20 protein-coding genes are annotated in these 25,418 nt (G+C 63.3%); 14 read left to right on the top strand and 6 right to left on the bottom strand.

Annotation, left to right across the window (positions count from 1 at the left end):
* The first annotated feature begins 33 nt into the window (after positions 1 to 33).
* A complete protein-coding gene (locus EKO19_RS20060; protein ID WP_129778216.1) occupies positions 34 to 1,584 on the top strand; it encodes a tetratricopeptide repeat-containing sulfotransferase family protein in 1,551 nt (516 codons plus the stop codon).
* On the top strand, positions 1,584 to 3,131 hold the full coding sequence (locus tag EKO19_RS20055) for a tetratricopeptide repeat-containing sulfotransferase family protein (protein ID WP_129778215.1): 1,548 nt from the start codon (positions 1,584 to 1,586) through the stop codon (positions 3,129 to 3,131). The genes EKO19_RS20060 and EKO19_RS20055 overlap by 1 nt, the downstream gene beginning before the upstream one ends.
* A gap of 7 nt (positions 3,132 to 3,138) precedes the next feature.
* Here the strand turns inward: EKO19_RS20055 and EKO19_RS20050 are convergent, their stop codons facing one another.
* Entirely contained in the window at positions 3,139 to 3,957 is an 819-nt protein-coding gene (locus tag EKO19_RS20050) for a DUF1003 domain-containing protein (RefSeq protein WP_217705470.1), read from the bottom strand.
* 98 nt (positions 3,958 to 4,055) lie between these two features.
* Between EKO19_RS20050 and EKO19_RS20045 the strand changes: the two genes are divergently transcribed.
* The 6 genes from EKO19_RS20045 (at position 4,056) to EKO19_RS20020 (ending at position 16,127) form a co-directional block, all read left to right on the top strand.
* Positions 4,056 to 5,228, top strand: a complete 1,173-nt coding sequence (locus EKO19_RS20045; RefSeq protein ID WP_129778214.1) for an efflux RND transporter periplasmic adaptor subunit — start codon at positions 4,056 to 4,058, stop codon at positions 5,226 to 5,228.
* On the top strand, positions 5,201 to 8,335 hold the full coding sequence (locus EKO19_RS20040; RefSeq protein WP_129778213.1) for an efflux RND transporter permease subunit: 3,135 nt from the start codon (positions 5,201 to 5,203) through the stop codon (positions 8,333 to 8,335). The genes EKO19_RS20045 and EKO19_RS20040 overlap by 28 nt, the downstream gene beginning before the upstream one ends.
* Positions 8,332 to 11,508 carry an efflux RND transporter permease subunit gene (locus tag EKO19_RS20035; RefSeq protein ID WP_129778212.1) on the top strand — a complete coding sequence of 1,059 codons (3,177 nt, stop codon included), beginning with the start codon at positions 8,332 to 8,334 and terminating at the stop codon, positions 11,506 to 11,508. Before EKO19_RS20040 ends, EKO19_RS20035 begins: the two co-directional genes overlap by 4 nt.
* Positions 11,505 to 12,911 carry an efflux transporter outer membrane subunit gene (locus tag EKO19_RS20030; protein WP_129778211.1) on the top strand — a complete coding sequence of 469 codons (1,407 nt, stop codon included), beginning with the start codon at positions 11,505 to 11,507 and terminating at the stop codon, positions 12,909 to 12,911. Before EKO19_RS20035 ends, EKO19_RS20030 begins: the two co-directional genes overlap by 4 nt.
* Before the next feature lie 198 nt (positions 12,912 to 13,109).
* Positions 13,110 to 15,647 carry a M36 family metallopeptidase gene (locus tag EKO19_RS20025; RefSeq protein ID WP_129778210.1) on the top strand — a complete coding sequence of 846 codons (2,538 nt, stop codon included), beginning with the start codon at positions 13,110 to 13,112 and terminating at the stop codon, positions 15,645 to 15,647.
* Positions 15,648 to 15,719: 72 nt separating this feature from the next.
* A complete protein-coding gene (locus tag EKO19_RS20020; protein WP_129778209.1) occupies positions 15,720 to 16,127 on the top strand; it encodes a hypothetical protein in 408 nt (135 codons plus the stop codon).
* Between the two features lie 17 nt (positions 16,128 to 16,144).
* Here EKO19_RS20020 and EKO19_RS20015 read toward each other — a convergent pair whose 3' ends face one another.
* The 3 genes from EKO19_RS20015 to EKO19_RS20005 all read right to left on the bottom strand — a co-directional run bounded on the left by EKO19_RS20015 (position 16,145) and on the right by EKO19_RS20005 (position 19,066).
* Positions 16,145 to 16,963, bottom strand: coding sequence for a DUF6515 family protein (locus EKO19_RS20015; protein ID WP_129778208.1), 819 nt, complete (start codon positions 16,961 to 16,963; stop codon positions 16,145 to 16,147).
* Between the two features lie 65 nt (positions 16,964 to 17,028).
* The gene (locus tag EKO19_RS20010; protein WP_175597121.1) at positions 17,029 to 18,414 is read right to left on the bottom strand and encodes a sensor histidine kinase; all 1,386 of its coding nucleotides are present in this window, start codon (positions 18,412 to 18,414) and stop codon (positions 17,029 to 17,031) included.
* Entirely contained in the window at positions 18,398 to 19,066 is a 669-nt protein-coding gene (locus tag EKO19_RS20005) for a response regulator (RefSeq protein WP_129778206.1), read from the bottom strand. Before EKO19_RS20005 ends, EKO19_RS20010 begins: the two co-directional genes overlap by 17 nt.
* Before the next feature lie 94 nt (positions 19,067 to 19,160).
* Between EKO19_RS20005 and EKO19_RS20000 the strand changes: the two genes are divergently transcribed.
* Both EKO19_RS20000 and EKO19_RS19995 read left to right on the top strand, forming a co-directional pair.
* A complete protein-coding gene (locus EKO19_RS20000) occupies positions 19,161 to 19,568 on the top strand; it encodes a DUF6491 family protein (protein ID WP_129778205.1) in 408 nt (135 codons plus the stop codon).
* Between the two features lie 10 nt (positions 19,569 to 19,578).
* Positions 19,579 to 19,959, top strand: coding sequence for a hypothetical protein (locus EKO19_RS19995; RefSeq protein WP_129778204.1), 381 nt, complete (start codon positions 19,579 to 19,581; stop codon positions 19,957 to 19,959).
* Positions 19,960 to 19,962: 3 nt separating this feature from the next.
* On the opposite strand, the gene paaK is transcribed toward EKO19_RS19995, so the two are convergent.
* Together paaK and EKO19_RS19985 are read right to left on the bottom strand one after the other, a co-directional pair.
* Positions 19,963 to 21,237 (bottom strand): phenylacetate--CoA ligase PaaK, encoded by a 1,275-nt coding sequence (gene paaK / locus EKO19_RS19990; RefSeq protein WP_246038917.1) that lies wholly within the window; start codon positions 21,235 to 21,237, stop codon positions 19,963 to 19,965.
* A gap of 8 nt (positions 21,238 to 21,245) precedes the next feature.
* Entirely contained in the window at positions 21,246 to 21,731 is a 486-nt protein-coding gene (locus tag EKO19_RS19985; protein ID WP_129778202.1) for a 2,4'-dihydroxyacetophenone dioxygenase family protein, read from the bottom strand.
* Positions 21,732 to 21,950: 219 nt separating this feature from the next.
* On the opposite strand from EKO19_RS19985, the gene EKO19_RS19980 reads away from it, so the two are divergent.
* From EKO19_RS19980 to EKO19_RS38875, 4 genes are all read left to right on the top strand, one after another.
* Positions 21,951 to 22,736 carry an SDR family NAD(P)-dependent oxidoreductase gene (locus tag EKO19_RS19980; RefSeq protein WP_129778201.1) on the top strand — a complete coding sequence of 262 codons (786 nt, stop codon included), beginning with the start codon at positions 21,951 to 21,953 and terminating at the stop codon, positions 22,734 to 22,736.
* Between the two features lie 16 nt (positions 22,737 to 22,752).
* On the top strand, positions 22,753 to 23,538 hold the full coding sequence (locus tag EKO19_RS19975; protein ID WP_157995348.1) for an SDR family oxidoreductase: 786 nt from the start codon (positions 22,753 to 22,755) through the stop codon (positions 23,536 to 23,538).
* Positions 23,539 to 23,547: 9 nt separating this feature from the next.
* Positions 23,548 to 24,063 (top strand): VOC family protein, encoded by a 516-nt coding sequence (locus tag EKO19_RS19970; RefSeq protein WP_129778199.1) that lies wholly within the window; start codon positions 23,548 to 23,550, stop codon positions 24,061 to 24,063.
* Between the two features lie 87 nt (positions 24,064 to 24,150).
* Entirely contained in the window at positions 24,151 to 25,248 is a 1,098-nt protein-coding gene (locus tag EKO19_RS38875; RefSeq protein ID WP_217705469.1) for a helix-turn-helix transcriptional regulator, read from the top strand.
* The last annotated feature ends 170 nt before the right edge of the window (positions 25,249 to 25,418 follow it).

The following is a 25,418-nucleotide window of genomic DNA, read 5'->3' as shown; positions in this document are numbered from 1 at the left end:
GGATTTCCTTCACACGGCCGCCCGTCGGCGGCCGTGTCTCCTCGCGAATTCTGGGCGCGTGCCCAACAATATGAGCTGCGCGGCCTGTGGGACGAGGCACGCGCGTTGTATGAATCGATTCTGATCCTCGAGCCTCGCCACGTTCCGGCCCGGCTGCGCCTGTCGCGCTTCGAGCAGCTCGCCGATCGCTATCTCACGTCGAAAGAACATGCGTTGCGAGCGGCGGAAGCGGTCCGCGAGCATGGCAGCACCCGACATATCGGTTATGTGACCGCCCGCCTGTTGGACTTTGCCGAAGAGCCGGCGGTGGTCTCGCTGATCAATGCGGTGGATTGGTCGGACCCGAATGTCGTTTCCCAGTCCGCGGTTCTTGCGCAGCAGCTGTGGCTGGCGGGTGACTATCGAGGCGCACTACGTTTTCTCGAGGCGATGGCCAAACAGGTGCATGCCCATCCCTTGCTGATCTTCACGCGCGCGAATGTATACCGTTATCTGGGCGACATGCAGGCGGCCGATAGAGACTATGAAGCGTGTCTCGCCCTGTCGCCGGACTTTGCCGATGCCCATTGGGCGCTGGCTACTCATTCCAAGGCGCGGCCGCCGTTGGCTCGCGTGGTCCGTATCCTCGATGCGTTGAGCCGGGTTCAAGCCAACGGCATCGAGCAGGCCCATCTTTTCTACGCGCTGTTTCGAGAATACGATGCGGCGGATCGGCGGGAAGAGGCGTGGTCGGCGTTGACGAGCGGAGCTGAAATCATGAGTCGCCGGGTGGCGTTCGATTCGCTGCTCGAGGCGTCGCGGCTGGAGGCATTGATACGAATGCCAGTGTCGCTGCCGGAGCCGGCCGTGGCCGCCGGGCTCGTTCCCATCTTCATCGTGGGCATGCCGCGCACCGGGACGACGCTGCTCGATCGTATCCTCAGCAATCACTCAGCGGTGCAGTCGCTGGGCGAGCGCAACGATTTCCCGGCGGCGGTGAGCGAAGCGTCCGGGCACTTCTTCCGATCGCCGCTTCATGGCGATCGCTTGCAGTTGATAAGAGAGCTGGATTTCAAAAAGGTCGGTCATCTCTACGAGCAGCGCGTGCGCCGCCTGGCCACGAATGGCCGCTACGTGATCGACAAGAATCCCCAGAATCTGTTCAACCTGCCGCTCATCCTGCAAGCGTTACCCGCGGCGCGCGTGCTGTGTCTACAGCGCGATCCGCCGGACGCCTGCTTCTCCAATCTGAAGGAGCTGTTTCAGGCGGATGCGTATCCTTACAGCTATACGTTGAGCGATCTGGCGGATCATGGTCTGCGGGTCCGAACCTGGTTGCGGTATTGGAAAAGCAGGGCGCCGGACTCGGTGCGGATCGTCTCTTACGAGGATCTGGTGCGCGCTCCGGAGCAGATGGCGGCGGCGGTGCTCGACTTTCTCGGTCTCGACAGGGAAGGCGCTCTGCACGAGATCACACGCAACAGCGCCCCCGTCTCGACGGCCAGCAGCAGTCAGGTTCGTGAGCGCATTCATGAGCGCGGCATCGGCGCATGGAAACGTTATGAGCGGCAGTTGCAACCGATGCTTGCGAGACTGCAGGGCTGATGGCAATTCCCGCGAGTGTGCGACCGATGCTGGCCAGTGCCGAGGCGCTGGCTACCAAGCAGGATTGGGACGGTGCCATTGCCACCTACGAAAAGGTTCTGGCGCAGGTGCCAAACGAGCCTTACACGCTCGTGCAGCTGTCTTATATGTATTCGCTGCGCGGGAACTATCGTCGCGCCGAAGAGTTCGCGCTCGCCGCGGCACGAACCGGGACGACGGATGAAAAGATTCTGACCGAGCTGCTGCCGCGCCTGCGCACGTTCAACCGAGGGCCGGAGCTGTTGGCGTGCATCGAACGGGCTGGGCCGCCGGCGAGGATGTCCATTCCTTTGCTGATCGCCGCCGGGGCGCAGCTGAGCTATCTGAATCTTCCGGAGCGCGCCATCGATTATCTCGATGAGGCGCGGCGGGCCGACCCTGACTATCCGACGACGCTGCTCGCGCGTACGCAGATTCTCACCTATCTCGGACGCTTCGATGAAGCCGGGCAAGATGTGGAGCGCGCCATTCGCCGCGCGCCTGAGATCGCGCAGGGATACTGGCTGCGCTCGGGGCTGCGGCGGCAGACGGCCGAGCGCAATCACATCGACGCGATCAGGCGGGAGTTGACGCGTCCGGGGCGCACAGCGGACGACATCGCGTTGCTGTCCTTCGCGCTCCACAAGGAGCTCGATGATTTGCAGCGATACGACGAGGCGTGGCACGCATTGATGCAGGCGTGTCGCGCGAAACGATCGCGATTGAACTATGACGGCCGCAGGATGAAACAGCTGTTCGACGTCCTGTCGACGTTCGAACCGGGCGAGGCGACCGGCGCCGATACCGGTCCAACGCCGATCTTCATCGTCGGCATGCATCGATCCGGTACGACCTTGCTGGAGCAGATGCTCGCCGGACATCCGGAGGTTGCGGCGCTCGGCGAGTTATATGACTTCACCAGCGGGATGCGTTACGCGACGGGGCACCACTGCAAGGGCGTGATCGATGCGACGCTGGTGGAGCGCGCGCATGGCGTCGATCTGAGCGTCGCGGGCCAGCGCTATCTCGACGGCGTTCAATGGCGCTTGGGCGGCTCGCGATACTTCACCGACAAACTGCCTTCGAACTTTCTGAACATCGGTTTCATCGCGAGCGCTCTACCGCGGGCGAAGATTCTGCACATGGTTCGCGATCCGGTGGCGACCTGTTTCTCCAATCTGCGGGAGCTGTTTTCCGACGCGAATCCCTACAGCTATGACCTGGGTGAGCTCGCGGACTATTACGGCTGGTATGCTGAGTTGATGAAGCACTGGCACGCGCGGTTTGCCGGGCGAATCCTCGATGTGGAATATGCGCGGCTCCTGACAGAACCGGAAACGCAGCTGCGGCGGGTGGCGGAATTCTGCGGCCTGTCGTTCGATCCGGCGATGTTGGAGTTTGATTCACGCCGTCGCGGGGTCGTCACCGCCAGCGCGGTTCAAGTGCGCAGTGGTGTGGTGATTCGCGATGCGCCCAAGTGGGCTCCCTACCAACAGTGGCTGGCACCGTTGCTCTGTCTCAACAGATGACACTGCGTCACGGGTTATCTGATGCTGATTCGCCGCCGAGCGGGCGTCGTGCCTCGCGGAGCTGGGTCAGCAGCTCCAGCTGCCGCTGTTGCATCTCCACCAGTTCCTTCCAGGACTGTTCGCGGAGCAGATCGAGCTTCTCGTGCAAGGCGAGAATCTCCAGCTCGGCCTTCAAGTTCACTTCGTAGTCGAGCCGTGCGTGCAGCCGGTCCTTATCGGCCTGACGGTTCTGGCTCATCATGATGATCGGCGCCTGCACCGCGGCTATGCACGACAGCAGCAGGTTCAGCAGAATGAACGGATAAGGATCGAAGTGCGGCTGGCCGATCACGTTGAAGATCATCCAGGCGACCAGGAACGCGCCGAACAGCATCAGGAAGGTCCAGCTGCCGCCGAACTCAGCGATGCGATCCGCGGCGCGCTCGCCCAGCGTGGGCGTATCGAGTTTGTTGGGATCTTGCGCCACCGGTTTGTGTTGCAGGAATTTGCGCCAGATGCGCTGTTCCACGCTGTCGCCGGTGACGGTCGGGCCGGCGTTCGGTGTCGCGAACGCCGCTCCGACCACGCGGGCCGAATTCAACGTGGCCCGCACGACCAGATGGATCGACACCAGGGCCCCGATCGCTCCGACCAGCGCAGTTACGATGTGCGCGATCCCTGAGTCGGAATCGGTGATGCCGCCGAGATGAAACATCGAGCCGCTGAGCAGTCCGCCCGCGGCGCCGAGTGCCAGGTCGACCGGCAGCCCGAGCCGGGTGCCACGAATTGCGAAGCGCGCGATCCATCCGGCCACCAAGCCGGTCAACAACCATTGCCACACTTGCATGGGACGGGTTCCTGGGTCTGGGTTTGGGTACGGGAAGGGTCGGGGCGCCACTCTCAATGCGCATTGCGGGTGGGCGGCACGCGAAGTATAAGCAGTCGATGTCACTGAAAAACGCGCGTCCCGCGTCAGTGCAACTGCGTAATAGCGTCATCGCGCTACTGCTGCTGGCGGTGGTGGGATGGGCAGCGTGGCACTTCACCCGAGGCACGGAACGAAGCCCGGGTCGCGGTCGGCCCGCCGCTGCCGTGGGGACGGCACAGGCGACTGCGATGGATGTGCCCGTGACTTTGAGTGCCATCGGTTCCGTGCAGCCCATCGTCGCCGCGACCGTTCGTTCTCAGCTCGCCGGCACATTGTTCAGCCTGCACTTCGCCGAAGGGCAGCAGGTGAAGCAGGGACAGTTGCTGGCCAAGATCGATCCTCGTCCCTATCAGCTGGCGTTGTCGCAGGCACGTGCGAATCTGGTCCGCGACGAATCGCTGCTGGACCAGGCCCGGGCCGATCTGGAGCGCTACCGCACGCTGTGGTCGCAGGATTCCATTGCTCGTCAGCAGCTGGATACCCAGGCCGCCACGGTGAAACAACTCGAAGGCACGGTGGCGGCCGATCATGCGGCCATCGGCGTCGCGACTTTGAATCTCGATTACACCTCCATCACCGCACCGGTCGCCGGCAAGGCGGGGCTGCGGCAGGCGGATATCGGCAACTATGTGACGCCGGGCGACGCCACGGGCATCGTCGTCATCACCCAGGTCCAACCCATCGATGTGACTTTCAGCGTGCCTCAGGCGCAGCTGCCCGACGTGCAGGCGCAATTGCGCGAGGGCCGGAAGTTGCACGTCACAGCCACCGATCAGGCCGGCGAGCGCGTGCTGGCGGAAGGCGAATTTCTGACGTTCGACAATCAGATCGACGCGAGCAGCGGTACGGTGCGCGCCAAGGCGCGCTTTGACAACGGCGCTGAGACCTTGTTTCCGAATCAATTCGTGAATGTTTCTTTATGGGTTAAGACTTTGTCACATTCCGTGACCGTTCCGGTGTCGAGTGTGAGACATGGCGCGCAGGGCGACTTCGTGTTCGTGTTGCAAACCGACCGGACGGTGAAATCGCGAGCGGTGCGAACCGGGGTGATCCACGAGCAACAGATCGTCGTGAGCAGCGGACTGAAAGTCGGCGAAACCGTGATCACCGAAGGCGCGGACGGACTGAACGACGGCGCGCGCGTCATGATGGCTGGTGCCAAATGGCCGGCGAGCGCGAAGAAACCATAGAGCCCCATGAAGGCGGGCCGTCCCGTCTGTTCATTCTACGGCCGGTGGCGACCACGCTGTCGATGCTCGCGATTCTGCTCGCCGGTCTGGTGGCGTTTCGCGTGCTGCCGCTGTCGGCGCTGCCCGAGGTCGACTATCCGACCATTCAAGTGCGCACGCTCTATCCAGGCGCGAGTCCCGACGTGATGGCGGTCACCGTGACCGGTCCGCTCGAACGTCAGTTCGGTCAGATGGCCGGCCTCGATCGCATGACCTCGGCGTCCTCGGCGGGCGCGTCGGTGATCACGCTGCAGTTCTCACTGGAGCTGGCATTGGATGTGGCCGAGCAGGAAGTGCAGGCGGCCATCAACGCGGCCAGCACGTTGCTGCCGTCGGATCTGCCGGCGCCGCCGATCTACGCCAAGGTCAATCCTGCCGATGCACCGATCGTGAGTTTCGGGGTCACGTCGACGTCGAGGCCGCTCGCCGAAGTGCAGAATCTGGTCGATCAGCGCGTCGCCAACAAGCTGTCGCAGATATCCGGCGTCGGCCTGGTGAATCTGTCCGGCGGTCAGCGGCCCGCGGTGCGCATTCAAGCAAACGTGCCGGCGCTGGCCGGGCGTGGGCTGTCGCTCGATGCGTTGCGAACGGCGATCGCGGGCGCCAACGTCAACGGCGCGAAGGGCAGTTTCGACGGGCCGACGCGTGCGTGGACCATCGACGCCAACGATCAACTGGCCACGGCGCAGGAATATCGGGATCTGATCGTCGCGTATAGCAACGGCGCTCCGGTGCGGCTCGGCGATGTTGCGACCATCGTCGACTCGTCCGAGAACACCCGGATCGGCGCGTGGATGAATCGCACGCCCGCCATTATCGTCGACGTGCAGCGCCAACCCGGTGCAAATGTCATCGGCACGGTCGCTGCGATCCGTACCGCCTTGCCGGCACTCGAGTTGCAACTGCCGGCCGATGTGAAGATGACCATGCTCAGCGACCGCACGGTCGGGATTCGTGCCTCGCTGGCCGACGTGCAGTTCGAACTGCTGCTCGCCGTGGTGCTGGTCACGATCGTGATATTCCTTTTCCTTGGCAGCCTGCAGGCTACCGTCATTGCCAGCATTGCCGTGCCGCTGTCGCTGGTCGGCAGCTTCGCGGCCATGTATCTGCTCGAGTTCAGTATCAACAATCTGACGTTGATGGCGCTGACCATCGCCTCGGGGTTCGTGGTCGACGATGCGATCGTGGTGCTGGAGAACATCAATCGTCACATCGAAGCGGGCACGTCGCCCTTCGCCGCCGCCCTGCGGGGCGCGCGTGAGATCGGCTTCACCATCATTTCGCTGACGGTCAGCCTGGTGGCCGTGCTGATCCCGCTGCTGTTCATGGGCGACGTGGTGGGGCGATTGTTTCGCGAGTTTGCGATCACGTTGGCGGTGACGATCTTCATCTCCGCGATCGTGGCACTGACGCTCGTGCCGATGCTCGCGTCGCGTTGGTTGAAACCGGAGCGGGAGCAGCGTCGCTTGCCGCTCATCGAGCGCAGTCTGCACTGGTTTGAGCGGCTGGCGCAGAGCTATGCACGCCGGCTCGACTGGGTGCTGGATCGTCAGCCGCAGACGCTGCTGGTATTTCTGGCCACGCTGGTGATGACGGCACTGCTGTTCGTGCTCATCCCCAAAGGTCTGTTTCCGCAACAGGACACGGGGCAACTGCGTGCCGTGGTGGTCGCCGGCCAGGATATTTCCTTCCCGCGCATGGCGCAGCTCCAGTCGCAGGTGGCCGCGCTGGTGCTCGACGATCCGGACGTGGCCAGCCTGAGCTCGAACGTCGGCGTCGATGGCCAGAACCTGGCGCTTCATCAGGGACGCATGCTGATCGACCTGAGGGATGCCGATGAGCGCGGCTCGCAGCAGGATTTGATGGAACGGTTGCAGCGGAAGGCGCGCGAGACGTTCGGAGTCACGCTGTACTTGCAGCCGGTGCAGGATCTGACCATCGACACTCAAAGCGGCGCCAATGAATATCGCTTTGCCCTGCAGGCGGCGAGCGCGACTGACATCTCCCAGTGGGCGAATCGCCTGCTCACGGCGCTACACGACGTGGATCAGATTCGCAATGTGACCTCCGACGTGCTCGAAGACGGCAGAGCGGTGGAGGTGGACATCAATCGCGACGTCGCGGCACGGCTCGGCGTCAGCGCCGCGACGGTGGATAGCGCGCTGTACAACGCGTTTGGTCAACGCATCATCTCCACCATCTTCACGCCGTCGAACCAGTATCGCGTCATCCTGGAAAGCTCGCCGGGCATGTTGGCCGATCCGAAGGCACTGTCGCAGATCTATGTGCCGACCGGTTCAGGCACTGTCACACCGTTGAGTGCGCTGGCGACGTTTCGGTTGAAGAGTGCGCCGGTGTCGATCTCGCGGGTCGCGCAGTTTCCGGCCGCGACCATCGGATTCGATCTTGCGCCAGGGGTGTCGCTCGGCGCCGCGGTGGATGCGATCACGCGGGCGGAACGGGAAATCGGCGTGCCTGCGTCGATCACCACGCAATTCACCGGTGCGGCCAGTGCATTTCGCGCGTCGCTGGCCAACGAGTTCTATCTGATTCTGGCGGCCATCGTGGTCGTCTACATCGTGCTCGGCGTGCTGTATGAAAGCTTCATTCATCCGTTGACGATTCTGTCCACGCTGCCGTCGGCGGCGGTCGGCGCGTTGCTGGCGCTGCTGGTGACCGGCAGCGACCTCGGCGTGATCGGCATCATCGGTATCGTGTTGCTGATCGGCATCGTGAAGAAGAATGCGATCATGATGATCGACTTCGCCATCGAGGCGCAGCGCGTGGAAGGCAAGGAGGCGCGTGCCGCGATCCGGCAAGCCGCGTTACTGCGTTTTCGGCCCATCATGATGACGACGTTCGCCGCGCTGTTTGCCGCCTTGCCGCTGATCTTCGGTTTCGGCATGGGCTCGGAGCTGCGTCGACCGCTGGGTATCGCCATCGCCGGCGGCCTGATCGTCAGTCAGGCGTTGACGCTGTTCACGACGCCGGTGGTGTTTCTGGCCTTTGAGCGATTGGTTCAACGACGCAGCCGCGGTGCCTCCCCCGCGTTGGAGTCGCCGCCGTGAACCTGTCGGGCCCATTCGTGAGGCGGCCGGTCGGCACGACGCTGCTGACTCTCGGCGTCGCGTTGACCGGAATGGCCGCGTTCTTCGTGTTGCCCATCGCGCCCTTGCCGCAAGTGGATTTTCCCACGGTGAGCGTGACGGCCGGCTTGCCAGGCGCCAGTCCTTCGACCATGGCGTCGAGCGTCGCGTCGCCGCTGGAAAAGCGCCTGGGCGTGATTGCCGGCGTGACTGAGATGACGTCGCAGTCTGGCATCGGCTCGACGCGCGTGACGTTGCAGTTCGATCTGAGTCGGGATATCGACGGCGCGGCTCGTGACGTTCAGGCTGCGATCAATGCGGCGCGCGCGGATCTGCCCGCGACGTTGCGGACCAATCCGACGTATCGAAAGGCGAACCCGGCCGATGCGCCCATCATGATTCTGGCGCTGACCTCGCAGACCCGCTCGCCGGCGTCCATCTACGACGCGGTGTCGAATGTAATTCAACAACGACTGTTGCAGGTCGATGGCGTCGGCGATGTAGAGCTGGGCGGCGCCGCGTTGCCGGCGGTACGCATCGATCTGAATCCGCTGGCGTTGGCTCGCTTTGGAATTGCGCTGGAGGATGTGCGTAGCGCGCTGTCGTCGGCCAGCGCTCACCGGCCGCGTGGCGTGATCGAGAACGATGAGCTTGCGTGGCAGATCGAGGGCAGCGAGCCGGGCCTGCATGCGTCCGACTACCGCGATCTGCTGATCGCCTGGCGCGGCGAGGCGGCGGTTCGGTTGAGCGATGTCGCCACGGTCTATGACGGACCCGAAGACATACGAACCATGGGATTGTTCAACGGTGAGCGCGCCGTCACGGTCATCATCAGCCGCCAGCCCGGCGCGAACATCGTCGCGACGGTCGATGCGGTGAAGGCACAGCTGCCGGCACTCGAAGTCGTGCTGCCGAAGGACATCAAGCTGCAGGTCGCTTCCGACCGGACCACCACGATCCGTGCGTCGTTACATGAAGTGGAGGTAACGCTGATCATCGCGACGCTGCTGGTCGTAGTGGTGACCAGTGTGTTCCTGCAGTCGTTGCGCGCAACTCTGGTGCCGGCTGTCGCCGTGGTGGTGTCGTTGCTCGGGACGCTCGGTGTCATGTATGCGCTGGGATTCTCGCTCAACAACCTGTCGTTGATGGCGCTGACTATCGCCACCGGATTCGTGGTGGACGACGCCATCGTGGTGCTGGAGAACATTTCCCGACACGTGGAGAAGGGCATGCCGGCGCGGCAGGCGGCGCTGCTCGGGGCGAGGGAAGTCGGTTTCACTGTCGTGTCGATTTCCATCAGCCTGGTGGCGGTGTTCATTCCGTTGCTGTTCATGGGCGGCATCATCGGCCGGTTGTTTCGTGAGTTCGCGGTGACGCTGTCGGTTGCGGTGCTGATCAGTCTGGTGATCTCGCTCACCACGACGCCGATGCTGGTCTCGCTGCTGTTACGTGGGCGAGGCAAGCCCAATCGATTCAGCGCGCTCGCCGCTGGCGCGTTCGATCGCCTGCAACTGCGTTATGCGCACGGGCTCGACTGGGCCTTGAACAATCGTCCCACGGTGCTGGTGATATTGGCCGGTGTGGTGGTGCTCAATCTGTTCTTGATGGCGGCGGTGCCAAAGGGATTCTTTCCCGAGCAGGACACGGGGTCACTGCAAGGCGGTCTGCGGGCCGACCAAAGCATCTCGTTCCAGGAGATGCAGCGGAAGATCACCCAGGTGGCGGGCATCATCCGGGGCGATCCCGATGTGGCTACCGTCGTGGCGTTTACCGGTGGCTCGAGAGCGGGCGGCGGTTTCATGTTCGTCATTCTGAAACCGCGCGATCGACGTGCGTCGAGTCGCGAGATCATCGGACGCCTGCGACCGAAGCTCGCCGGCGTGAGCGGACTGGCGGTGTTCTTGAATCCAGTGCAGGACATGCAAATCGGCGGACGCGGCGCCAGCAGCACCTATCAATTCACCCTGAAGGCTGACGACGTCGACACGTTGCAGAGAGCGGGCGATACGCTGGTCCGACTGTTGAAGCAGGAACCGCAACTGGTCGACGTCGACATCGATCGACAACAGGGCGGGGCGGAGGTGCTGGTTCAGATCGATCGCGATCGGGCCGCGCAGCTGGGAATTCCGACGCAGGCCGTGGACGCGGCGCTCTATGACGCGTTTGGACAGCGGCAGGTCGCGACGATCTATTCGGGACTGAATCAATATCACGTGGTCATGGGCGTGGCGCCGGAGTTCAATGGCTCGCCCACGATGCTCGATCATGTCTATGTGCCGGCGACGCCGGCCTCGACCACGACGACGGGCGCCGGCTCGGCGCCCGTGTCCACCACCGGCACGGGTCGAGATGTGTCGACGGGTGCGGCCGTGAGTCTCGCGCCATCGAACATCGTGCCGCTGTCGACGATTGCGCGCTGGAGCACCGACTCGACCGCGGCCCAAGTGAATCATCAGGACGGGCAGCCGTCCGCGACGGTCTCTTTCAATCTCGCCAATAACGTGTCACTGGGCCAGGCGACGCAACGCATCCTGGAAGTGAAGCAGGGCGCGGGCTTGCCCTCGACGGTCACCGGTGCGTTTGCCGGCACCGCGCGCGTGTTCGCTCAATCGACCGCGACCATACCGCTACTCATCGTGGCATCGCTGGTCGTGATTTATATCGTGCTCGGCATGTTGTACGAGAGCGCCATCCATCCGCTGACGGTGTTGTCCACGTTGCCGTCGGCGGGCGTGGGCGCGATGCTGGCGTTGCTGATCGGCCAGCTCAATCTGGATCTGATCGCGCTGATCGGGTTGATCCTGCTGATCGGCATCGTGAAAAAGAACGCCATCATGATCATCGATTTCGCGCTGGAGGCGGAGCGCTCCCGAGGCTTGTCTCCCATTGCGGCGATCCGCGAAGCCTCACTGCTGCGCTTTCGTCCGATTCTCATGACGACCCTGGCGGCCGGCTTCGGCGCGGTGCCCTTGGCGATCGGCTTCGGCGACGGCGCGGAGCTGCGTCGTCCGCTCGGTATCGTCATCGTCGGTGGCTTGATTGCGAGTCAGTTGCTGACGTTGCTGACGACCCCGGTGGTGTATCTGGCACTCGATCGATTCCGTCGGCCGGGTTCCCGCACGATCGATTCAGCGTTTGGAGCGGCACCGACATGAGGATCGCCGTACTCATCATCTGTGGAGTGAGCTGCGTCGCTTGCAGCGTCGCGCCCACTTATCGGCAGCCCACTGCCGAGATTCCCCCGTCATTTAAGGAAGCGCCGGGCTGGCGCGAGGCGACGCCGTCGGATGCGGTGGCGCGCGGGGAGTGGTGGCAATTGTTTGGTGATCCCGTGCTCTCGGACTTGCAACGGCAGGTGGTGCTGTCCAATCAGAATCTCGCGGCCTCGAAAGCGGCCTACGATCAGGCGCGTGCGTCGGTTCGCGAATTGCGTGCGTCGCTGTTGCCCGTGATCGATCTGACAGCGTCGGGCACCAAGGTCGGTTCATTCGGTACTGGAAATCCAACGGTCGGCAGCACGGGCTCGGTGAGCACCGGCGGTAACTCACGTTACTCGGTCACTATCGGCACGACATGGGAGCCCGATCTGTGGGGGCGTATCGGCGACAGCGTGCGTCAAGCTGGCGCGTTGGCTCAGGCGAGCGAAGCTGACCTTGCCAATGCCACGTTGTCCGCGCAAGGCGAGCTGGCGCTCAACTACATTCAGGTGCGCGGACTGCAAGCGCAGGAGGAAGTGCTCACTGCAACGATTGCGGCGTATGAGCGCGCGCTGACCATCACCACCAATCGTTACAACGCGGGCGTGGCCGCTCGATCAGACGTATTGCAGGCGGAGACGGCACTGCGAAATGCACGGGCGAACGTTGCCGATCTCGGTCGCCAACGCGCGTTGCTCGAACATGCGATTGCGGTGTTGGTAGGCGTCAATCCATCGAACTTCAGTTTGCCGAGTGGCGAGTGGAGTCGCAATGTGCCGGAGATTCCTGGGGTGTTGCCGGCATCGCTGTTGGAGCGGCGGCCCGACATCGCGGCCGCAGAGCGTCGCGTCGCTGCGGCGAACTCCGCAATCGGCATCGAGCGGAGTGCCTATTTTCCGACGTTCCAGCTGAGCGGCGACGCCGGCTACAACTCCCGAAACATGAGCGATCTGTTCGAATCCGCCAGCAGCATCTGGTCGCTTGGGCTGACCGGAGCGTTGACGTTGCTCGATTTCGGGGCGCGCTCGGCCAGAGTGGATCAGGCGCGTGCCGCGTATGAGCAGACGGTTGCCGAGTACCGGCAGACGGTGCTGACAGCATTTCAGCAAACCGAAGATCAGCTCGCCGCCTTGCGTGTCTTGGAAATCGTAACTACCGAGAGGGATGCAGCTGCGGTGGCGGCAAAGAGCGCGGAGAAAATTGCATACAACCAGTACTTCGCCGGTCAGATCGGCTACGCGGATGTGATCGTCGCGCAGACGGCGGCGCTCTCGTCCCGACAGGCGGAGATACAGGCTGTCGTCGATCGGCAGTCGGCAGCTGTCTCTCTGATTCAGGCGATCGGCGGTCATTGGCAGTGAAATCGCTCATCGACGCGCGCATTGTGACCAAACCACCTCTGACACCCAGCTGAACCGAACGTCCTTGACGGCAGCAAACAACGCTCGTAGCAAAGATTGCTAGGCGCAGTGGTCACTTTCGCGTTGACACGAAGTGGCGCCTGCCACTGAATCGCACCCGACCCACATTCCTCAGTTGCTCACGGAAGGAGTTGCATCATGAACCGATGCCGAGGATTCGCAGTCGCGTCGCTATCGTTGGCCTGCGGCGTGTGCTGGAGCACGCTGGCGGGCGCGCAAGAAATATCACCCACTCAGGATGCCGAGCGTCATTTCGATGCCCGGCTCGATCTCAACCGCGGCTTCGCCGCTTCCCGATCCGCCGCGGCCGTTCAGCCTCAGTCGATTCAGGGACTGGTGGCCAATGTCGAAGAGCTCACCGTCGAATCCGATGAAACAACGGGAGCGGTGAGCTCGCTTTCCAGTCAGCGCGGTTATCTCACGGGCCCCTCGAAGGGCCGGCCCATGGATCTGGCGGTGGCGTTTGTTCGCAGCAATGTCGCTGCGTTGGGGCTCGAGGCGTCCGACCTGCAAGGGAATGTGGTTTCGGACGTCGTTTACTCGCGCGTGACCGGGGCCACGCACATTTATCTGCAGCAGCGTCATGCCGGCATCCCGGTGTACAACGCGCAACTGCAGGTCAACGTGAATCGGGACGGTCGCATCGTCAGTGTGAACAATTCATTTTTGCCGGGACTGGCGCAGTCGGTGCGTGCTCTGAAACCGAGCATGCCATTGCCGGCGGCAGTCAGTGCGGCTGCGAAGTTTTCGGGCATCGCCGTGCCGACCAAGGCCACCAAGGGACGGCTGATGTTGTTGCCGATCCGGCGAGGCGAAGCGCGTCTGGTCTGGAACTTCCAGATCGACACGCTCGATGAGCAGCACACGTGGGATTTCACGGTCGACGCGGAGAACGGTCAGGTCTGGACGCGCTTCGACGGCACGGTCGCGGATCAATATCGTGTTTATCCGCAGCCGGTGGAGAGCCCGACGCATACCAGTCCGCTGCCGCCTGCCGATGGCCGCACGCTCGTGGTGAATCCTGCAAACACGCTCGCGTCTCCGTTCGGGTGGCACGACACGAATGGCGCTGCCGGCGCGGAGTTTACGACGACTCAGGGCAACAACGTCGAGGCGTACACCGATACGGACAACAACAACTCGCCGGATTCCGGGTCGAGTCCGAGCGGCGGTTCGGCGCTGAACTTCGACTTTGCGATCAATCTCTCGGCTGCGCCGAGCACCTATCGTCCGAGCGCCGTGACCAACCTGTTCTACTGGAACAACATCATTCACGACGTTCAGTATCAGTATGGGTTCGACGAGGCAGCCGGCAATTTCCAAGTGAACAACTACGGCCGCGGCGGCGCGGGCAACGACTCGGTCAGAGCCGAAGCGCAGGACGGCGGTGGCACCAACAACGCCAACTTCGCCACGCCCGCCGACGGTTCGCGGCCGCGCATGCAGATGTATATCTGGACCAGTCCGAACCCGGATCGTGACGGCGATCTGGATGCGGGCATCGTGGTGCACGAGTACGGCCACGGCATATCCAACCGTCTCATCGGCGGACCGTCCAACGTCAATTGCCTCACGAATCGTCAGCAGCCGGGCGAAGGACTGTCGGATTGGTGGGCCCTCGCATACACCGCGAGAGCCAGCGACACCGGCGCAACTCCTCGTGGCATGGGCACCTACGCGTTGGGTCAGGCGAACAGCGGCGCGGGCATCCGCACTCAGCGTTACAGCACGGATCCAGCCGTCAACACGTGGACGTATGCGAGCATCAACGGCATGGCGGTTCCACACGGCGTCGGTTCGGTGTGGGCGCAGGCGGCGTGGGAGGTGTACTGGAAGCTCGTCGATCAATGGGGCTTCAATGCGAATCTCTACAACGCCACCGGCAGCGCCGGCAACCAGCGCATGATGTTGTATGTGAACGAAGGCTTGAAGAACACCGCCTGCAATCCGACTTTCACTCAGGTCCGCGATGGCATCATCCAGGCCGCGATGGACAATCATGGGGGTGAAGATGTTTGTCGGGTGTGGCAGGCCTTTGCGGCGTTCGGTCTCGGCTCGAACGCGGTGAGTGGCGGTTCGGCCAGCACGACACCGACGAATGGTTTCGATGTGCCGGCTTCCTGTCAGGGGGGCGGTGGGACGGTGGTGTTCGAAGATACCTTCGAGACCAGCCTGGGTTGGCAGACCAATCCGAACGGGACCGACACTGCGGTGTCCGGTGCCTGGGAGCGGGGCGATCCGGAGGCGACGACATCCAGCGGCACCAAGCAACTCGGCACTACCACCAGCGGCACGAACGGTCTGGTCACTGCGCGCCTGGCCGGTGCGAGCGCGGGTGAGAATGATGTCGACGGCGGCGTCACCTCCATTCGTTCGCCAGCAATCACGTTGCCAGCGACGGGCACGCTGACCTTGACCTTCAGTCAGTATCTCGCCCATGGCAGTAATGCGACCAACGCGGACTTTCTGCGGGTGAGTGTGATTGGTACCACCACCAGTGTGGTGTTCCAGCGCCTGGGCGCGGCATCCAATCTCGATGGCGCGTGGTCGACGGCGTCGGCCAGTCTGAATGCCTTTGCCGGCCAGACCGTGCGGCTGTTGATCGAAGCGGCCGATGCGGGCACGGCGAGCCTGGTTGAAGCAGGCATCGACGACGTGCGGATTACGCAGCAATGAGGGGTTGTTTCTAGCGCCGGAAACTCTCAGGCGGCGCGGGCCTATTCGGGCCCGCGCTGTTATTCTCACGATATGAGACGTCATTACTTTCTGTTGTTGACGGTGGCGCTGGCGGCCTGCCATTCGGCGGGCGCTCCTGCGCCGCGCGAAGCGGCGTTCGATCAGGAAATTCAATTGGCGCCCGGGGAACGGGCGCTGTTCGGGCCGCGCAAGCTCGACGTGGAATTCGTACGCGTCGTTGAGGATTCGCGCTGTCCTACCGATGTGACATGCGTCTGGGCGGGCGAGGTCAAAGTACAACTCGCGACCCGGAGCGGCGGCGCCGAAGCCGTTCAGCACGAGCTGACGGCGGGTAAGCCCGCCGCGGTCGGCGGCTTGCAACTCGATGTCGTGCAAGTTCAACCCGAGAGAATCTCGACGCGAGAGATAGCAGCGCACGAGTATCGCGTCACGTTGCAAGCGCGGGATTCGAAACCGTAGCGGACGTCGGTGGCCACTCACTTCACGCTGTAACCCCGGCCGGTGAGACAGGCGGTCAGCGCGCGGTCGTAGTCCGCCGATTGCGCGGTTGTCATGGAGTTCGTGGTCTGTGACGAAGCGAGGCCGATTTCGTCGCTCGCCCATACGTGGCAGTCGTAGCGATCGCGGGCCTGCTGCGTCGGGCTCTGGTCTTCGAGCGGATAGGCATAGACCCGATCGCCGTTGACCACCGGCTGCGGTGCGCCCGGCGGCGGCTGGACGATCTCATAGGCCGATTGCTCCGGGCGCCACGAGTAATAGACATCGTCGGCGAAGTAGTAGGGCAGGCCGCCGAACCACACCGTCGTGTAGAACGAAGGCAGCATCGGAACGAACGCGCCGATGGGCGCTGCGACTACGGTGAAACGCGGGCCATAGGGGCGATACCACACGCCGTTGTAAACGTTGTACGACACGCCCCCGTGTTGAACGACGATCGTCTGTGGCGGCAGGTGCGTAACAACGGCGCCATGAGGCGGCGTGAAGCGAGCGGGCGCATAGCGCTGTGCCGGCGATTGCGGCAGCGGGTTACGCAGCGTATCGAAGCCACGTTGAGGCAGGGCTTCTTCACGCGGCGTATCGAAGCCACGTTCCGGCAGGGCTCCTTCGCGCTGCGTATCGAAGCCACGTTCGGGCATGCCACGGTCTTCATGCATGCGGTCTTCGTGCGCCAAGCCATGCATGCGCAGATGCTCCGGCTCTTGCGCCAGCACCGGCGAGGCAGCGGCTACAAGTGTGCAGGCGACCGCAATCGCGGCGGTGAGGCGGCGCTGAACATTTGTTAATGAAGCGTTCATTTTCGACTCCTACAGGAAGCTCGGTTTTCTTCCTTGGAGCTTCACAGTAGGCCCGCAGCCTTACATCAAACTGACGTTCCAGCTTCGGGTGGAAATGTCAGCCGGATCGCGGTACCGCGCTCATTGGGGCCTGCGTCGATGGAGAGACCGGCGCCATGCAACTGCGCAACTTCATTCACGATGGCGAGGCCGAGGCCCGTGCCGTTGCCACGCGCGTTGCTGGCTCGGAAGAAACGTTCCTGCACGTGCTGACGTTCGGCGGGTGGGATGCCGACGCCTGTATCGATGACTTCCAGGAACGCGGCGCCGTGCTCGCTGCCGCACTGGACGGTGACGCTCCCGCCGCCCGGCGTATGCGCGATGGCGTTGTTCACCAGATTGCCCAATGCTTCTTCGAGCAACCACGCAACTCCACGAACGCGCGCGGGTTCGATCTGCGCGCCCAGGTCGATGCCGGCGAGATCCGCCGTGGCCAGGCGTTGCGTGACGATCGATTCCACCAGTTGTGCCAGGTCGAGGGAGGTGAAATCCCAGTTGAGGTTTGCTGCTTCGTCCGAGCGGGCCAGCGTCAGCAGTTGATGTGTGGTGTGAGCGAGGCGTCGGGTCGCATCGAGCACGCGCTCCAGCCGCTCCTGGTTGGGCTCGGTCGCTTCGGCCGCCAGCAATTCCAGTTGTGCCTGCACGCCAGTCAATGGCGTGCGCAGTTGATGAGCAGCGCTTTCGAGAAAGCGCCGTTGCGCCGAGCCGGTATCGCGCAGGACGTTGAACAGCCGGTTGATCGTCTTCACGAGGCTGAGTATTTCGACCGGCACCTCCGCCGTCGGTAACGCTGCGAGGTCGCGCGGTGAACGGCTGCCGATCTGCTTTTCAACTTGATGCAGCGGGACCATCGCCAGTCGCACGCCGAGCCAGATCAGCAGTAACACCAGGCTGAGCTGCGCGGCGTCCACCAGCAGCGCACTGGAGAGAATGCGGTTCAACGTGTTGTCGCGTTTGTGCATGGTCTCTGCCACGGTGACGATGATCGGGCCGGCCGTCGTCATCGCCCGATACGCGACCATGCGAATGCGTTCGCCGCCATAGTGGGCGTCGCCGCGCGCCGGATTGCTCACGGTTTGATGAAGTTGCGGCAGACCGGCGTCGCCCGCGACATATCGACCGTTGGCGCCACTCACCTGGAAATAAATTGAATCGGATGAATCCGACCGAAGCAGCGCGATGGCATGAGGGGACAGCGTCAGCGTTGCATTGCCTCGAGCATCCGGCTCGACATAGGCGGCAATGGCGATCGCTGCATCGATCAGCGCCTGATCGTAGGCATCTCTCAGCGGTGAGCGTGAAGCGAGATAGTCGGTGAGCGTGCCCGCTGCGAGCACCAGCGCCGCGGGAACGAGCAGTAGCGTGAACAGCCGCCGGCGGATCGAGGGGCCGCGTTCATTTGTTTTTCTCATCGATGCGATATCCCATGCCGCGCACGGCGCGAATCCGGGCCGCGTCGCCCAGCTTGCCGCGCAGGCGCGAGACATAAACTTCGATGGCGTTGGGGGTGAGCTCCTCGGTCCAGTCGGTGACCGAGCTCATCAGTCTGTCCTTCGATACGATGCGTCCGGCGTTGAGCACCAGACATTCCAGAATGGACCATTCACGCTGTGTCAGCTCCACAGGCCTGCTGCCGATGCTGAGCGCGTGATGTGTCATGTCCAATTGCAAGCCGCCGAACGAAAGCTGGTTGTTGGCTGCGGAGTTCGCCCGCCGGATCAACGCTCGACAACGTGCGACCAGCTCGGCGACCTCGAACGGTTTGGTCATGTAGTCGTCTGCGCCGAGATCCAGCGCGTTGACGCGATCGGACAAACCGTCACGCGCTGTGAGCATGAGTATGGGCGTGGACTTGCCGCCCGCGCGCAATCGACGGACCAGGTGCAATCCATCCTCGCGCGGCAGACCGATATCGACGACGGCCAGGTCGAAGGATTCAGCTTGCAATGCCGATGCGGCGGCCTCCGCGCTGGTGACGATATCCGCGGCAAAACCCGACTTGAGCAACGCCTGGCGGACGGCGTCGGCAATCAACGGATCGTCTTCGACGATCAGCACACGCATAGGCCCCTGGCCCCCGAACGTCAGATTCGCGTCAGCCTCGGCTCGCATTCTGCAGCCGTGATCCGATCCGGTCACGCTCGATGAGGAAAATGTCATGAACAAGATCGTCAAGGCCGCGGCGGCCGGCTTGCTGACGGCCGCGGCGTTTGCGCCCGTGAGCGGCGTGCTGGCCGCCAACCAGCAGCCCACCCCAGCCCGGGCTTCCATCCCATTCGTGAATTTTGGGGGCATCCGCGACTGGCAGGCCGATGGCGACAAGGGCTTGTGGGTCGAGGATGCGCATCGGCAATGGTTTTACGCGTCGCTGGTGGGACCGTGCGTCGGTCTGGATTTTGCCTACTCCATCGTTTTCGACGCGCAGCCCATGGACACGCTGGATCGCTTCAGCTCTGTGATCCTGCCCGGTTGGGGCCGCTGTTACTTCGGCAGCTTCTCGGTCAGCGAGGGCCCGCCGGCCAAGCGCAGCCCGGATGCTGACGACTCCGCCGCGGCACAGGGGTGAGGAGACAGCCATGAACATCCCGCTCAACCGCCTGATCGTGGCCGCCACCGGCGTCGCCTTTTGCGCCATTGCCATCGTCGGCTTTGGCACCGCCAGCGATCGCGACTTCGCAAAGTGGCGACCGATTCCGCCGCCGGCCGAAGATGCATTGACGCAGGCCATCGATCTGAACCGGATAGCCAGCTTTCGTTACATCAACGATCGCGAGCTCGAAGTCACGGACGAGGCCGGTCACAAGTTCAACATGAAGTTCACGCAGGACTGCGCACCGCTGAAAGACATGAAGGATTTCTCGCTGGTGACCGAGAGCTTCCATGACATGGACCGCTTCACCGGCATCGGCGTGAACGGCCAGATCTGCACGTTCAAGGATTTCTCGCCCAAGACCTGAGCGTCAGCCGCGCTGTCGATTGTCGCGAATGCGTTGCGCCTTGCCGACCGATCGCTCGATGGAGCCTCTCGGCGCAATTCGCACATCGGCGCTGATGCCGATGTGCGCTTTCACCGCTTCTCCGAGCGTGTTCGCAGCGGCGGTGGCGGTGGGGCAGGTCTCGGCTTCGACGTGGATCGTCAGATTGTCGAGCCGTCCCTCGCGAGTCAGCTCGAGCAGATAGTGAGGCGTGAGCTCGGGCAGACGCAGAATCAGCTCCTCGATCTGGGTTGGGAACACGTTGACTCCGCGCACGATCATCATGTCGTCGGAACGGCCGATGATCTTCGCCATGCGTCGCATGGAGCGTGCGGTCGGTGGCAGCAATCGAGTGATGTCGCGCGTCCGGTAGCGAATGATGGGCAGCGCCTCCTTGCTGAGCGAGGTGAATACGAGCTCCCCCAGCTCACCGTCCGGCAGCACCGCGCCGGTCTCCGGATCGATGATTTCCGGATAGAAATGATCTTCCCAGATGACCGGGCCGTCTTTGGTCTCGATACATTCGTTGGCGACGCCCGGGCCCATGACTTCGGACAGGCCGTAGATATCGACGGCGTCGATGTCCATGGTCGTTTCGATCTCGGCACGCATGGCTTCCGTCCAGGGCTCCGCGCCGAAGATGCCGAGGCTGAGCGAAGATTCGCGCGGATCGAGGCCTTGCCTGGTGAACTCATCGGCGATCGCCAGCATGTACGAGGGCGTGACCATGATGATGTCGGGCCGGAAGTCGCGTATGAGCTGCACTTGTTTCTGAGTTTGCCCGCCGGACATCGGAATCACGGTGCAACCGAGACGCTCGGCACCGTAGTGAGCGCCGAGACCGCCTGTGAACAATCCATAGCCATACGCCACGTGCACGATGTCGCCGGGTCGGCCGCCCGCTGCACGAATCGAGCGCGCGACCAGATTGGCCCAGGTGTCGAGGTCGTTGGCGGTGTAGCCGACGACGGTGGGTTGGCCGGTCGTGCCACTCGACGCATGAATCCGGCTGATGCGTTCGCGAGGCACGGCGAACATGCCGAACGGATAGTTGGCGCGCAGATCGGCTTTGGTCGTGAACGGAAACTTCGCCAGGTCGTCGAGTGTCCGCAACTCGTCCGGATGCACGCCGCGCTCGGCGAACATCCGTCGATAGTGCGGTACGTTCTCGTAAGCATGCCGCACCGACCATTGCAGTCGGTGCAGTTGCAGGGCGCGCAGTTCGTCCTGGCTGGCGCGTTCGATGGGTTCCAACGACACGTCGCGGATCACCAGTGCGACGGCCGTTCGATGTGATCCGCTGCGCCGGCGGCGACCGCGAGGTCGTACATCAAGCGCGCATCGACGACGGCGGCGACGGCGCCATCGTCGTGATAGCCGGCCAACGGGCCGTGCACGACGGCGAACATGATCATGCCGTCCGGATGAGTGGTCGGCTCGTGGCGAATGCCGGCGCCTTCGTAGACATAGTGTCCGGCCCGACCGCGATCCTCGCCGTAGCTGAAGCCGCCTTCGAGCAGGATGCCTTCGACCGCGCCCAGATGGCCGTGCACCGCTGCGGCGTTGTCCGGCGACACCTTGAGCAACATCGAGAAGCCGCCGGTGTAGGGGTTGACGTTGAGCAGTTTGAACCAGGTGCCGGGCATGACCCAGTCGGCCCAGGGCAGGCCGGACGGATCGAAGAACGCCGACTTGTGAGTCGCGGTCGCCTTGACCGTGCTGTTCTCGCTGCGCTTGATGGATACGCTCGACATGCCAATCCCCCGTCAACTGTTGTGAGGCGGATGGTAGGAGGGCCGTCGTGGGCCAGGACATGACGAGAACCACTCATACCCCTTAGGCCGCGTGACTCCAAGGAGCGCGGCCGGGGAAATCCCGCGGGAGGTGCAGCCCCGAGGGGCTGAGTGGAATACGCTATTGCCGCCGCCTGCGCCCGACTTCAGCCTCGCCGGGCAGATTGCGAGCGGGGGATCATGGGCAGGCTCGAAGGTAAAACGGCATTCATCACCGGTGCCGCGTCCGGCATCGGGCGCGCCACGGCGTTGCTATTCGCATCGGAGGGCGCCCGCGTCGTGGCGGCCGACATTTCCGCTGACGGCGCCGAGCGGACGGCGGCGCGGATCGGAGCGAACGCGCTGGCGTTGACGCTCGACGTTGCGAACGAATCGCAATGGGAACAGGCGATGCGCCGGACGGTCGACCGGTTCGGACGGCTCGACATCCTTTGTAACATCGCCGGCATCGGTCGCGGCGGCTCCATCGAGGATGTCACGCTCGAAGACTGGAATGCGATGCTGGCCGTCAACCTGACGGGCACCATGCTCGGTTGCAAGCATGGCGTGCGCACGATCAAGAGCACCAGGGGCAGTGGCGCCATCGTCAATGTTTCCTCGGTGGGTGGATTGGTCGGCATTGCCGATATCGCGGGCTACTGTGCCTCCAAGGGCGGCGTCACGATTCTCACGAAGTCGGTAGCACTACACTGCGCGCAACGCGGCTATCCGATCCGTTGCGTCTCCGTGCATCCCACCTATGTCGACACCGAGATGCTCGATCCAGTCGCGGCGGCAATGGGCAGTCGTTCGGAGTTGCTGGCGCGCATGGCGCGTCAGGTGCCGATGGGGCGTGTGGCGACGGCGGACGATATCGCTCGCACCATTGCGTTCGCGGCCTCCGACGATGCGATCATGATCGACGGTTCTTCCTTGATCGTCGATGGCGCGCAGCTCGCGGGTCCGCCGTCCGCGCATTTCGAATAAAGGTTTGGAGCGATCTATGAAACGAGTCGAAGGTCGGGTGGCACTGGTCACAGGAGCCGCGCAAGGCATCGGATTCGCGGCAGCAAAGCGCTTGAAGGAAGAGGGCGCGATCGTGGTGATGTCGGATCTCAACGCGGCTGTGTTGCAGGAGGCCGCGGGGCGTCTGAATGCGGACGCGATCGTGCAGGATGTCGCCTCCGAACAGGGCTGGATCGATATCTTGCAGTCGATCCGCAAGGCGCATGGAGCCTTGCACATCCTGGTCAACAACGCGGGCATCGAAGGCGATCCCAGCGCGCCCAAGGATCCGCAGGGCGCGCCGCTGACCGACTGGAACAAGATCTTCACCGTCAACAGCGCCGGCGTGTTCCTCGCGTGCAAGCACGCGATTGCACTGATGTCGGAATCGGGCGGCGGCTCGATCGTGAATGTTTCTTCCATCGCGTCGCTGGTGCCCACGCCGTTTCTGACTGCCTATGGCGCGGCCAAGGCGTCCGTGCAGCACCTCACTCAGTCGGTGGCGCTGCATTGTGCGACCTCCGGTTACCGCATTCGCTGCAACTCCGTGCATCCGGGCCAGGCGCGTACGCCGATGCTCGAAGCATTGTTCGAGCGCATGGCGCGTCAAGCCGGCGCGTCGGTCGAGCAGTTCACAGCGGCGTTTGTGGCGCAGATCCCGATGGGCTCGTTGCAGGAGCCCGAGGATGTGGCGAACCTGGTGCTGTTTCTAGCCTCGGAGGAGGCGCGTTACATCACCGGGCAAGCCATTGCCTGCGACGGCGGCTACGTGCTGGCTCATTGAGATAACATCATGCAAGTCATTCAGATGGCCTACTTCGTCGAGAACATCGAAGCGGCGATGCCGCGCTTTGCGCAGGCGCTCGGCATCGGTCCCTGGTTCTACTTCGACAACTTTCCGTTCGAGCGGCTCGAGTATCGCGGCGTGCCGTCGCAGGCGAAGCTGTCGCTGTGTCTGGGCATGTCGGGCGGCATGATGTACGAGTTGATTCAGCAGCGGGACGATCTGCCCAGCGTCTATAAAGAAGTACAGCGCGAGCGGGGCTGGGGCTTTCATCACTATGCCGTCGGCGTGGCGCCGGCGGACTATCAGCGTACCGTGGACGATTATGTGGCGCGCGGTTATGACAAGGTGCTGGATGCCCGGGTCTCGATCGGCGCCCAGGCCGCCTATGTCGATGCGCGTCGGGATTTGCAGGGCATGATCGAGGTGATCGAGATGACCGCGCCGGTCATCGAGCTGTTCGCGATGATCCGGGAGTCGGGCCAGCGTTGGGACGGTGCCGACCCGATTCGACGCCTCGGTTGAGTCGCCCGGGCCGCCTGGTGTAGGTTTGCGGGACGGGGGCAGATTGTATCCGTCCCCTTTCCTGGCTCGGCGCCAATGGGGGGCTCCATGCACGGCGTGGAAGTGGCTGACGACTCGATCGAGTCAGCCGTTGCGAAGATTCTTGCCTGCACCGATCACAGCACTGTAGACGCGCAGCTGTTGCGCCCGGTCGCGGCCCGCATCGCTGCGACCAGCGGTGTCTATTTCCGGTTTGCCAGCGCGCCCCGGGCGGATTGCTACGCGGCGAGCTATTCGTACGCCGGCGACACGCCGGAGGCAGCCGAGGTCTACCTGGATCACTATTTCCGCCTCGACCCGGTGGTGCGTTCGGGCCTGCGCTGGCTGCATCACCCGCAGGCACCGATTGAACTGGTGTCGGGGCTGTCGGCGAGCGCGGTGGATCTGCACGACCATGCGTATCGCGATGCCTTTCTGTATCGGTACAACATCGGGCACGTCATGGCGTTGATCGTGCCGTGTCCGATCGCGTCCGGCCCGCAGCTCATGTGCATCGGCTTTCATCGCTGTGTCGATGACCGGCCGTTCCAGTCGCATGAGGTCCGCACCTTTGAACGACTGGCGCCGGCGATCACCTCGGCCATGCGGCTGCTGGCCTATCAGGATGCCGAGCGTCTGTCGCACGATGTGCTGAATTCCTTGAGCATGAGCGGTGGCGTGGGGTACGTGATCCTCGACCACGATCTCGCCATCGAGAATGCCAACGCTCGCGGTCTGGCGGATCTCGATGTGAGTCCTGCGAACGGGACCGCGGCGCTGCTCGGCGAGGTGCGTCGATTGCTGATTTCCGGCGAGGTCTCGGGCCACGGTGGCGATGGACGCAACGTGTTCACGACCGGTGGCATCCGGCCGCTGGAGATTTCAGTGTCCCGGTTGCGCAGTCCCGGCGGGCGTGAGCGATATTTGTTGATCACCAGCGAGCCGCTGACGGCGCGCTTGCTGAATGCATCGACGCGGCTGTTCGCTTTGACCGAACGAGAAGGTGAAATTGCCCGGCTGGTCGCCGCCGGTCTATGCAACGCCGGCATCGCGACCGAGCTGCGCATTGCCCTGCGGACGGTCGAGAATCATCTGCGTTCCATCTACGCCAAGGCGGATGTTTCGAGCCGTACGCAGCTGGTGTCGAAGTTACTACGCCTGCAATAGCAACCCTCGGGTACATGGATGTGCCTCGCCGCCGCAGGTGGCGGGCTCCTGGAAAAACACCACGCTTTTTTCCAAGGAGCCACGACCGTCGTGACAGGAGGTCCGATCGGTCGTTGATATGAGTGGTTCACGTCATGTGGGCCGTTTGACCCTTCTGTCACAGTCCTCCC

Origin of the sequence: Peristeroidobacter soli (assembly GCF_004138485.1) — a bacterium.
GTDB lineage: Bacteria > Pseudomonadota > Gammaproteobacteria > Steroidobacterales > Steroidobacteraceae > Steroidobacter > Steroidobacter soli.
This window is presented reverse-complemented; position numbering and strand designations above follow the sequence as displayed.